This is a genomic window from Legionella birminghamensis (assembly GCF_900452515.1).
GTDB lineage: Bacteria > Pseudomonadota > Gammaproteobacteria > Legionellales > Legionellaceae > Legionella_C > Legionella_C birminghamensis.
Genome location: NZ_UGNW01000001.1, coordinates 3,127,180 through 3,140,026, shown reverse-complemented (window position 1 = coordinate 3,140,026; position 12,847 = coordinate 3,127,180). Strand labels below are relative to the sequence as shown.

The following is a 12,847-nucleotide window of genomic DNA, read 5'->3' as shown; positions in this document are numbered from 1 at the left end:
AATAAGCCTCGTGTGGGCCCCGCGGTCGATGCCGCGGGGATTCGCTAGAAAACCGCAGGATTCGCTAGAAAACCGCAGGATTCGGCTAGACGACGCACAGTTTCGAATTTGATCGCTCATCCTCCTGCCATTCCTCTGTCGAGGGGACTCGCTGGATGCGGCTCTTCCTGGTTCTGGATGAGATGCGTACCCAGAGATTTCGCGCGGCTGAGTATTTCAGTGACCAGTGTTTGCATGTGGCCAGGAAGTTTTCGCTGATCATTTTCCAGTGCCTTAATCAGATCAGTCAGATCCTCACTACGCATTGTTTGAGGCTTCCCTTCGTAAGCCTTCATAAAGTCTGATAATTTACAATGCAGAGACACGAGACGTGCTCTCTCATCAGCATTGGCTTTTTTCCAGAAAAGCCTGTCCATCATACCATTTCTAGCCCAGATATCATCCATATAATCTTGAGCCGCTTCTGTCAGTTTAGCGGTTAAAGCGACGATGTCTTCCTTGCAACGAGTCTGATAGACCTGAAAATCCTGCAACACGCTGGTATCTTGTACCCAGTGCCTGACGACCTGATCTTCCATCTGGTTAACGGTGCTCAACAATCGGCTATGACCGCTGCTGTTCATCTTCCTGCCATTGCGAGTCTGATTTTCAGTAATATCTTCAGCCAGAATGTCTTGCCTGACTTGACGAAGAACATTCAAGAATTCGATATAGCGATTCTGATTGGGCGCCATACCTTGCTCCTGCAGTTGGCTTTGTAGTCTGTCAATCTGTTCCTTGCGCGAATTGGATTTAAACCATGCTCCTCTATATTGCTTGCTTAGTTGGCCCAGACTATTTTCCAGGCTGCTCAATAGTTTCTGGCTCTCTTTTTGCCCATGAAGCGCCTTCAGATCAAGCTGCGGCTTGCCGATAATCGACAATTCCTTAGCGAGTTTCAGTAAACCTTGCTGCTGCTCTGTGCTCAGGTCGCGGACCAGGCCCAAGCTGCTTTTGGGTTTTTGTGCCAGTAAACGTTTACTTTCAATGGTATAGTGTCTAAGACCATGCTCAAGCAGCGCCTGATTTTTAGTGTTTGACCAGTTAATTCGCCGTGTTTCCTCTTTGTCCGAATTAACAAAAGCACCATGGTTTAGAAGATGCATCCACATCACCCTGTTCCTTGCCTGATTGGCTGTCGTATTATCAAATAGGTACCAGGATTGGCGGTTGGCATTTTCCTTCATTACTTCAACATCGCCATGGCAATCCGAGGCTTTTTCGTAAAACCATTCAGCCATATCTTTCACTGCTTCCTGTTCTGAGCCAGCTGTATTAGCTAAATACGATACAAAATTGTCATAAAGGTATTGCTCCTGAGGCAGCTTATCCGAGCCCTGAAGAATTCGATTGAGCTTTTTGAGTTTCTCAGGCGTTTCATTTTGAAAGCGATTAACGCCTTGCATAATGTAGGATAACTCCTCAGGGCTTGATTTAGGCTCAGAACCTACTGCCATAAATAATGCACGGCTAAGCAATTCCAGCTTTTCAGGGCTTATATTTTTAAGTCTCAAATACTGTAAAGATTGCAATAAGCTAGCTGGATTTGCTTTGATATTATCCTGGAAGTCAATCCATACCTTGAATAAGACAGGCAATGCAGAGGCATGGGCGAATGAGGAGCTTAAGTCGTCATCAAACTGCTTTTTATCGCTCAGGCTTAAATAGTCGCTTTCCGCAACAATTTTTCTGACCACTCCCAGAGACTGGCAGCTGACTGAAAATTCTTTGAAATCCTGCTTGAGCTTCTTAGCCACGCGTAGAAGAGTCCAGATATCGACTTCGGTCAACGACTGATTATCCATAGCGCTCTGCCAGTCTTCCAGGCTGAACCTGTTGTCTTCCACACGCTCTTCCAGCTCCTTATGTAAAGAAGGCATTCTGTTGCGCAGCGATAGATACCAGCACAGCCCATTGCCCAGATTGCTGTGATTTTGCTCTTGAGCGACCTGAAGGAACTGGGTACAGGCTTCCATAGTAAGTTGAAGCTGAGTGTCTGATTCGTCTTGCAAGGACCAGTTGATCGAAGCCAAGGCCTGACAGTAAAGAGGAAAGTCGTTGACGCTTATACAAAGCTGATTAAATTCAGAAATCAGAAGCCTGATGCCTGCATCGCTAAATGCGTATTGTTCCAGATATTTCTGCAAGTCCTGCAAATTGATACGTGCATGCGAAACAGCCAGTTTTAATTCACGGCTGGCCACAGGCCTCTTTTTCAGTAAATCAAGATACCAGACGCCGCTCTTGACTATATCGGTATGACTCTGCGCTTTCGCTGTTTCAATAAATTGCGTACAGGCTTCCAGCACAGTGGCAAGATCCTCGACAGGTTCTTCCTGTGTTGACCAGTTTTGAGCTTTGAGTATCTCGCAATGGATAGAGAAATCTTCAGCACTCATATGCTTGCTATTAACCAATTGCAGTAGTAATCGGGTGCCCGTTTTACCAAAAGCATACTGGGTTAATTTCTGTTGCAGCGTTTCTAGCTTGAATGCTGGAGCTGCAGCAAAACCCTGGAATTCGGCGCGAGCTTCAGGCACTAAATACTGCATGGAAAGGAACCAATGCGAACCTTCTTCAATCTGAGTATGCTTTTCTATCCTGGCGGATGCAAAAAACTTGGAATAAACTTGCAGAATTTGGCTTAGTGTTTCCTCTGTTTCTTCATTTCTTGACCAGTTAACGGAAGAGAGGGCCTGGCAATACATTGCAAAATCATTAGCCTGCATTTTTTGCTGATTGACCAGTGTCAGCAAATGTTTCAGTCCAATATTGCTAAACGAATATTGTTCCAGAATCTTTTGCAATGTCTGCAGACTGAAAGAAGGAGTATGGACAAAATTCATTAATTCCTGGCTGGCTTCAGGCCGCTTTTTGAGCATCTCAAGATACCAGTCAGATCCGTTATTTAAACTTGAATGCTGCTGATGCCTCGCGGCATGTAGGAATTGAAGATAAGTCTGCAAGCCTTGTTCCAGCTGGCCTTTACTCTCACCCTGTTTGGACCAATTAGCGCTGGTTAGGGATTGGCAGCACAAAGTGAAGTCAGCAAGATTCATATTCAACGCATTCGCTTTGTGCAGTAAAACCTGGCTCGCGGTTTCATTAAATGGATACTGCTCAAGAACTGCCTGTAAATTCTGCAGTGAGAATGGTGGTTTGTTAACAAACTGATTCAGCTCTTTCACAATGGCCGGCATAGTTTGTATGCTTGATAAATACCAGGCAGACGCGTTGCCAAGTTCAGTGTGACCTTCCTGCTTTGCTGTACGAAGGAATTGTTCATAGTTTTGCAGGACCTGGCCGGTCAATGCTGGGGCTTGGTCTTCATCGGGTTTCAGCGATTCCAGCAAGGGGTGCATCAGCGTGGCAGATTGTTTTTGCTGTTCTGCTGTAAAATGATAATCACTTACCCACAGCTGGTATAAGGTTTTCCATTGGGCTGCTTTTAAATCTCCAATGACCTCGGGTGAGGTAACCGCCAGTTGCACGCCTTGATACCATGCTTTTCCTGGTTGGGAAAGGGCACTGGTAATGGCCGGAAGCTGGGCTTCTGTTAAGTCCTGAGCCAGTGAGCGCCACATGGCTTGCAGTTCCGGGCGATATTGACCGTCATTCAGATTCCACCATCTTTCGGTTTTCTTCACGAGTATGTTAAAAGTATCCCAGTTAACGCCCTCTGAAAACTGCGTCATCGCAGCAGCAAATTGTCGTAGGAATAGCTCTTTATCCTGTTCCGGCAAACGCGTCATCAAATCTTCGCAACGGCGCAGCATGCGGATACGATGAGTATAATTACTTTGAACCGATTTTTTCAGCAGATCAAAGAGTTCGCCTTCATGATTCGGGAAAGCGTGGGCAAGATGCCAGAGGCTTTCATTGTCGCCATAACTCATTGCCTGACCTGAAAAGCGGCGCGACATACTCGCCTTGGGAGTATCCAGAAGCAGGTTGTCGAGGTTCTCGAAATAGAGCGCAGCCCAGCGTAACTGTTCGCTTTGTGAAAAGCCGCTCAAATAGTCAAGAAGAGGCAATACTTTTTCAACACGGTCTTTTTCATCAATCATACCGGGCTCTATCAGCCATTCTCCAAGCAGTTGTTGAAGTGAAGGCAATAGCTTTCCGCTTAATCGAACAAATGACTGGCGATTATGGGATGAAACGCCTTTAAGCACCTCTTCTGCCTTAGGAATAACAGTGCCGCCGGTTTTAATTTGACCATGTAATTCAGAGGCTTTAGTGATTTGCAGTACGCGGATACTTAACTGTTCGCTAAGTTGCTCAATGGTTTGAAATCTGGCAGCATCATTGACAAAGTTTTGTAAAACCTCGGCATCGGTGGCCAGAATCTGCAACTGTTCAGGAATGTTGGCTAAAACGTCCTGATCTTTAATGTTTAAAGACAAGGCAGAGATAATTGCACCCAGAGTGGCCATATTGCGGGTAGTTTTACTGGATGGCTGATATTCTTCCAGCTTAATGAGCAATTCGATGTCGCGCATCTCGTTTAAGTTAAATTTTGGAATATTTGCGTCCGTACCCATCAACTCATGATAATTAGCCTCTAAATCATCAGCGGTGAGTTTGATTTTTGCTTCAATTTCACGGACTTTCTCAGTAGGGGTAATATCTTCATTTGCTGAAATACTCAGCCATTTTTTCTCAAGACCGCTAAGATGGCGAGTCAGCATACTGGTAAATTCAGAGGCTTGTCCCGGATCGAGGAAGGTTGATATGAGACTCATCCCCCAACCTGAAAATTGAGCCAGGCCTGCACGAAAGCCTTGATTGGCCGAGTTTTGCAAGGTGAATACATATTCACGGAGCAGCATAACCTGTTCAAAAACTTTTGCATTTTCAGTCTCACCGGCAACTGCGTCCAGGTTTTTTCTGATATTGTCTTGGTCAAGGCCGCGTGTACGGGTAATGATATTCCACAATTTATCGCGTTCCTGCTTTAGTTCATTTTCAATGTAGAACTGAAAGACTTGCCCCTCTTCGCCATTTCGCGCGGTACGGCCGCCTGTTTGCAATAGGTCATTTACATCGCCAGTATCAAAAATAAAGACTGCTTCCACCCCGACGTTATCGCCGCGGCCAAAGCCGGAAGCAACTAGGGTGATACCATTCTGTTTTTTGCCGCCTTTCCATTTTTCCATCTCTTGCTTGCGCTGAAGAATTTCACTGCTGGTTTCTTCGTCTTCATTGGTATAGAAAATAATGTTAGCGAGCTCTTCCTGGGTTAAACGCGCTCTCAGGATCGCTTGTATCTCAAGTACTTTTTTGTCATTTTTACAGGCGAACAATATTGATTGTTTGTTTTCCATGCAGTGTCTGAGCTGTTGCAGCATGGCTTCAATGCGTTGATCAGCGTTCTGATAAAATTTTGCCTTATGCCAGTAACGTAAATCACGCTGGTTGGTAGACACCTGCAACACCTGGGTATTTTGCTCTTTGTTCAAAGCCTGCGCCTGTGAACTGGATACCGAACCGGTATAACCTTCCCAGCGTGTCCACAGGTTTCGCAGCAGCTTGGCAGCGACCTGTGAACTGATGATATGACTTTCTGCATGCACGTGGTAATTTTGTGCTTCATTTTTCTTTTTAGCTTCCTCATTAAGGCGTACCGCCAATAATTGATGGACGCCGGCACTAAAGGTAGAGCCCTTGGATTTCTGGTTACTGGAGGTCAGCGGAATAATCTCTTTTAACAGATAGGAAGCTTCCCCGATTTGAACATTTTCCTCTACCACTGAGTAATTGCTGCCTCGCTCCATAGCGGCGGCATCATGGGCGGACTGTATCCAGCTCACCAGCTGTAGCCCGTCACGCGCTAATTGAGACAGGAAGTTGATTCTGTCCTCATCATCATTCGCTTTCTCAGTTAAAAAGAGCAGCAGCGCATTGACGCTTTCCTGGGTAATTCCTTCTTTTTGCAAGTCTTCCTTGTATAAGTTATAGAAGGCGTTCATGGCTTGGTAAAACCACATCATCTGCTTGGGGGTGCGGCCGGTCGGACGTGCATAATTAAATTCGGTTTTACGGCCTTCTTCGAAGTAGGTGTAATCGAGCTCATCCCCTAATCCCTCCGTTCTATCGGGATCTATTTCGATGGGCTTGCCCTGATAGCTTTGCTCATCCAGAAACAGGGATAAGTCGCCAAGCGTTGTATAATGGATGGGAAAATCCGTATAGCTTTCGCGGCTTGATTTGGGGCTAAGTGAAGATGCCTTCAGTTTCAAATAATCATAGAAAGCCTGATAATCCTCCAAATCCCGTACCGCCAGGCTGCGTTTGGCAGTGAAAACGGTAGCGGTTTGCCCCTGTGCTGCTTTTTTAGCGGCGCGCATTGCCACAAAATGGCTTTTTCCTTCCCCAGTTGACAGGCGAAGGACTCTGCTTGGCGCAGTGATGGCGACATCATTGGCGAACAGGGCAAATTGCTGCGCCATGTGGGGGTATTTTCGGGTTGTTAAACCTAGAGCGTGAAACTCCAATGCCCAGATTTGCGTCTGGCGGCTGTCACTGGCTGGACTCTTGCATAGACGGTGAAATGCTTCAGCCAGTTCATCCTGGCTCAATTCCGAAATGGGTTTTTTACAGCCTTCAACAAAAGACTCTCCTGTCTCCAGTTGTTTCAGTTCAGCAAACATCAGGCTGATTCTGGCAATTTCCGTGGCTGTTAAAGGGCGATTAACATTGCCGTCAGTCACCCGGGTTTCATTAAACATGCGGCGCAGATCGGCGGCGCGGGTTTTGGCCACGTGACTGTAGTCCGGACGGACTTCAGGATGCGGGTTTTTTAAGAAGCTTGATAATTCAGTTTTAAAATCGCTGCCGGCATCAGCCCGTCTAAGCAGGCGAATCAAGTCATCAGCCCCTGGCGAGGGTTGTTTGGGATAAGTGGCAGCCAATGCACCGAGTTCTTCCAGAGAAAGTTTGCTTAAGCGTTCTATCAGTTTTGGCGCTTTACGGTCCAACTCATATTCATAGGATTCTTTCTCACGCAGTCCAGGTTGCAGGCTGCTCCAAGCAATAATGTGAAACATCAAAGCGCGCTGATCACTTTGATCATCGCCAAATTTAGCCATAATCTGATTAAACAGGCCTTCTTCCCGTGAATCCGCTGCCATAGCTCTTAACCACAGTGCAGTTGTTTTTTCCCAAATGCCTCTGACCAAGTCATTGCTGCTCGCATGATTCAGTAGTTGCCGCAGTTTAGCAAAGCGATTTTCAAGCGCTACAGTGTTTGGACTGCTGTTTAGTATCTGCAGGGCTGAGTCACGGCTGGGAGCGTGGTTTTCAGTAGACAAAAGATTAATTGTTTCATTGAGCAGCGCGGTACTTCGGGTGAATTGAAATTCTTTCAGCGCAAGCTGACAGAGGGCGGTCTGTTGTTCGCGGCTGAAAACGCTATTTTTAAGAATGCCTTTTAAGGGATGGATCAAGCCTTGCGGAAATTCTTTTTCTGCATTATCAAGAGGTTTGGCTTTCAGTAACTCATCTTTGAGAATGACTTGCAGCATGTCGAGGGGAAAAGCAACCTGCTCATCCTCGGGTTTTAACACATCCAGAATCTGACTGAAATAACTGGCGCTCCAGACCTGGTCTTTTGCAGTTTTTTCAAGAATGGCCAGTAAGGGCTCTACCTCATTCAGATAGGTTCGGTTGAGTTGCAAACGCGTAAAAAAGGCCATGAGTGGACGCAAGGCATCGCTGGAATTGCCTTCTGTAGGCACCACAATGTGGTTTTTCAGGAAGGTCCACAGGCGGTGTTGATGATCGATAAACAGGCCGAGTCCCTCTGGTCGGTCTTCCTCAGTCAGGTTGCGGAATTCTCCTGAACGGGAATATTTAAATACGATGCCCTGATCAGCCAGTTGGTTGATAAACGCTTTGCGGATGGCAGTCCGATTGACGGGTTTATTATTCATTTCCGCAATGGTTTTGAGGAAATCATCCCAGTTCTTCGCTTGATAAAGTGCCTGAGGGTTGCCTTGGCTGAAGTTAATCGAAAGTAAATGTTTAAGCAACAATTCCAATTCATTAACTACAGCTAAAGTCAGGCCTTCGGTTGTTTTAATGAAGTCTTTAAACTGATTTTCTGTTAATGCGCCAAACAGTGTAGCTGCTTTATGGGCGGACAATTGCAAGAATTGCGGGTAGTCGGGTTTGAAAACTGTTTTGGCTTCAAAGAGCTTCAGGAAATCTTCCATCCTCGGTTGTTGGTCGCCTTCAAACAATATGTCCAAAGCCTCAAGAAAATTACCATGCGGATACGAGAACAATAATTGCTGCCCCCTTGCTGATTGGAGGAGGTCTTGCGCTGATTCCAGCGTTTGCAGGGAAATACTGAGTTGTTCGTGGCCAAAGCGAAAAACAGCCTGATGTAGATGGCTGGCTATACTGGCAATCAGCGGCAGAGGTAATTTCTGGACTTTATCGATGATTGCCGGCATTTGGCGGACATCATATTGGGTATAGAGAAGCCAAAGAAGCTGATGGCGGGACATTAACTGACTATTCGCCAGTTTGTCGCTTAGCAGGGTGAAATCATCATGGCTGAACTGCGCTCGGGATGCCAGGGTTCTCCTGATATTTAAAGCGGCTTCTGTGGATGTCCAGGTATAGATTTCAGGAAGTTCTGGTCCATAAGTCGGTTTGCCATGCTTAAAATGGTGTAATTCAAGATCGTCGTCAAAATATTTAAAATGTTCCTGTTGAATGGCATAGTGAACCCCGCCATGGCTCAAATCCAGCTTGTGCAGCGATTTTAAGAAACGGGTTTTCTCTTCCAGGGCAGGTAAACTGCGCAGGGAGTTGAGTATGCGATCCACTGCTACCAGCATGTTTTGCGGTTCCAATTGCGCAAACTCATCGCCGGATAAGGATAGTCCCATATCAAGGAGTTCTTTTACAAAATGATCAAAGGCTTTCCACAATACCTCGGTCTGTTCTGCGGGCACATGATTTAAATGTTTGCTGCAGAAGTGGAGCCAGGCTTCTCGCTGCGGCTGGGATTTGGCAGATGACAAGTGCTTAATCATGCTGTCAATCGCGTTGAAGAATGCCGGTGTAATGTAAAAATTGTAATCATCAGCTTTGCTTAACACTTCGGCATGAAAGGCATCAAAAAACTGAGTGCCTAATTTATTCTCAATCTGGCGGAACTTAGCAATCAACAGACTGAATGTTTCATCCCCATAGCGATAATAAACCTGGCCAATGGCGCGCAGGGTTTGCTCGTTCGCTTTACCTCGTTGAGCCCAGGCTTTTGTCCATTCGGCTAAATCGGGCTGTCGGGAAAATAAAATATCGCAGGCCTGGGGAAGTTGTAACAACAACTCATGATCTTTAAGGGCAAGAAACGCTTCAATCCCTTTTACACCATCGTATTGCCAGGCTTGAATAAATACTTGCCAATGCTGGAGGACACGGCGTTCATCCTTAATCATGGCAGCAATACCTGGATTTTCCCTCTTGAATTTATTCCAGTCGTCTTTGTAATTCTTTGGCGGCTGTAATGCTTCAAAAAGCACCAATGTCTGAAAATCCTGAGCAGTTTTAAGGGGAGGATGGTTATCCAGATAAAAGTCAATATTAAACTGGCGGAAATCGCCCTCCCAAAATTCCTGCGCTGGTTTAGTAACCTGCAGGTTTAGGGTCAGCGGGGTAGTGGGTCCGCAGGTATAGCCCACTTCAGTGTTATAGCAAAGAATTAGCTGTCCATCTTTGGAGCGTTGTGTATAAAAGCCCTTGGGTAGGTTCGTTAAGCTTAAACCGGAAGATACCCGGCTATGGTAGCGAAGCAGCATTTTTGCTGCGTCCTGGGTCATGGCGGAAATGGCATGCCTCGCCTTGACAGTGGGCTCTGCACTGATCCAGGTATGGAAGAATGCTTCCAAGGGGCTTTCACCGTCGATGCCAAGCTTTGCGAATCTTTGAACATCGCAGGGGTTTTCCGCGATATAATTTTCAAAGTATTTGCCGAGTAATTTATCAATATTCTTATAAGTGACCAGCTCGCTGGTGATCACTTCTTCCATAACTTGCACGCCCATGCGCTGCTGTTCCTGCTGCATCTGGCGATTTTGCTGAATTTCCTGTTGTTGCTGCATTTGCAACTGGACACCGCCGCCGCGCTGTAAAGGCCAGGGCCCCTGGTCTGCTGCTTCAAAGCGCAGGGCAATGGGTTCATTTTCTTGAGGAGCCTTAGGCTCCAGCGGCAGATGCTCGTGTTTGGCCTGGTCAAATTCGCTGACTTCTTTAATTTTCTGTGATAATTCAGCGCCTTGTTTATGATGGCGGTTATTAAGGATGACGTTATTTACCTGACGATAGAGAGCTCGTAATTCCCTGAATTCTTCAGTGGCTGTTTTTTCACATTCAAGTTCCGGGATAACAATTAATCCGGTCCAGCCGCCTCGTTGAGCTTCTTTGGCGAGCTCGCGCAGAAAACCGGCAAATGCTTGTTTATGGCGTAAGCATTCCGTCAGATGAATTTGTTCAAAACTGTCTTTTTCATTAATGAATCCTAGCAATTTAAGATAGGATTTATCATGGCCTGGTTGATAGGCCGCACTTAACTGATTAAAGGGAAAAGCATAGCCATTGGCTAAATGTTCTGTTAATAAATGTAGATATTCTTTCACCTCGTGCTGCTGGCAGGCAAGATAAAATAGCGGGCGGTTACGGCCATAGATGCTTAGGAGATTCTCACTGAGATCGGCATCCTTTAAAAAGGAAAGCACTTCAAGCAATCCCTTGGAGCCCATATCTTCGACGCATTGTTTGAATATTTTATGTTCATTCTTATTGCCGGACAAATCATCAACTGCATTTAAATGCAGTAGCCAGTAGCGGGCAACGCGCTGCCAGTAGTTGTCAATCATGGGGGGTAAATACCCTGATTCCTTAAGCCAGCGATTTCGGCCCAGTACCGGTAATAGTTCCTCTTTGAGTAGTCTCAAAGAAACGTTGTCTTCATTAATATCCAGTTCAGTGAGATAAGCATTATCCTCAACCTGCTTGCTGATTAAGTGAGACTCTGCCTGATTCAAATCAAATAAGCGCGGAAGGTTGATTTTAAGCCTGGGCTGTTTGGACTGACCGCGAAAAGTATTGATTACCATTGCGGTGGCAATGTCTCTTTGTGGAATAAAGTCTTCAGAAGGAGAAAGCGACAGATTTTTGAAAAAATAGCTGTTTGTGTCGGTCTCAGAACAAGCGCGTATATGCGCAGCCTTGAGCTTACGTTCATCAATCTCTTTGGGTACATCTAAAACGGCAAGGCCCTCTTCTATCTTTAAAGCGGGCGGTTTGCCAAATTGGGTCATTGTACGGATGAATCCGGGAATATTGGAGCGATAGGCCGGATTCCAATGGGCATCAAACTGTTTCTGACCAAAGTCTTTTCCACCGGCAATGCGAATAACATCCACAATACTGTTCAGGGTGATTTTTTCACCGGCAACCTCAGGCAGGGCGGAAATTGCGGTGTATTTTATTGGCGCAAATCCATTCCATCTGTTCTCATAATCTGATTTTGCATAGCTTGCCGCGTTGGCTTTTCTGAACTCAGGAGTACAAAAACGTTTATATTCATCTTCTTTAAAACGATATTTTATACCGCTTGAGTCCCCCCTGAATTGGGCAAATACATAACATGATAAAAGAGAATTAAAATCAGAGGAAACATCGAAATTCCAGGCTTTGGCGATGTTTTGATCCAGCCAGGCGATAGCACTGTAACCGGTTGAAATTAGATTGACTGCCTTTCGCGCACTGACTTCGTTAAATTCAATAGACAAGCGTTTTTCCAACTCCTTTTTCTCTACTTCGAGAAGCGGGGTCTCACAGTAAATCTGCGGATTGTATTTATCACGCAGATCAACAATTCCCCATTTGGCCAGACCCTTGGGATCACGGTTAAAATTAACGATCAGGGCGTCATTCTGAGATTTGATTTGCCCTGATTTTTGTTCAGAAATATTCAGGAGATTAAAAACGCCAAATTGCAGGGTATTGTATTGCTTTTTAGCTAATGATTTTAGGTGTTCAGCAAGTCGGAGCATATCCATATAGGTGACCGGCTCTGCGGGTTTTAGTTGACCTGTTGCCGTCTTTTCAAGAAAAGCTAGCTGTGCTGAAGGTTTGCCTTCCAGTTCGGGAACAAAAATTATTCGCTTCAAAAAGCAATCTCTGACCGATTCATCCGTTTGCAGGATCTCAGAGATTTTTTGACTGACTTCCCCGATTGTAAATAATTTTGGCGAGTTTAGTTGCGAAATAATTTTATCAAAGAATTCAGTATAACTGCCTTGTCTTTTATGTTTGATTTCCTCTTCCAAAACAGCCAGATTAAAAACGCCATGAAAATGTGTTTCCAAGGCGCCGATGATTTCTTCAAAATTATCGAAATTGTATTTCTGGCGAAGCTTGGGAAAAATATCAGTATACATGAAGAATCCTGTAGATAAAATTTTGTACTAGTTTAGACGGATTTCCTTAAAGAAATATTAAGAAAAGCAGAAACTTGTTTGGCCTGAAGCCTATTCTTCACCGGTGATACGAGAAAGCGAGCCAACCATCGAATTCCCGCGGACTAGACCGCGGGACCCATGTCTGAGTGATCCTCACAAATTTAGACAGCTAAACTTCAGCTTATGTCTCAGGCCGAACGGTGCTAATACAATTTGGGTTAGACTGTTTCAATTCGATAGCTAATGCATTAGCAATCGAATCCCCGCGGCTGCGACCGCGGGGCCTATGTCTGGTGGCCGAACATGGTCTTTGAATTTTACAATAT

The 12,847-nt window shown here is 45.5% G+C and carries 1 protein-coding gene; it reads right to left on the bottom strand.

What is annotated here, in order from left to right:
• Positions 1-116: 116 nt before the first annotated feature.
• Entirely contained in the window at positions 117-12,500 is a 12,384-nt protein-coding gene (locus DYH42_RS13355; RefSeq protein ID WP_058525047.1) for a DEAD/DEAH box helicase domain-containing protein, read from the bottom strand.
• Positions 12,501-12,847: the final 347 nt, after the last annotated feature.

Coding starts and splice junctions, on each gene's coding strand:
- DYH42_RS13355 (WP_058525047.1), bottom strand. CDS start 12,500: ATGTATACTGATATTTTTCCCAAGCTTCGCCAGAAATACAATTTCGAT.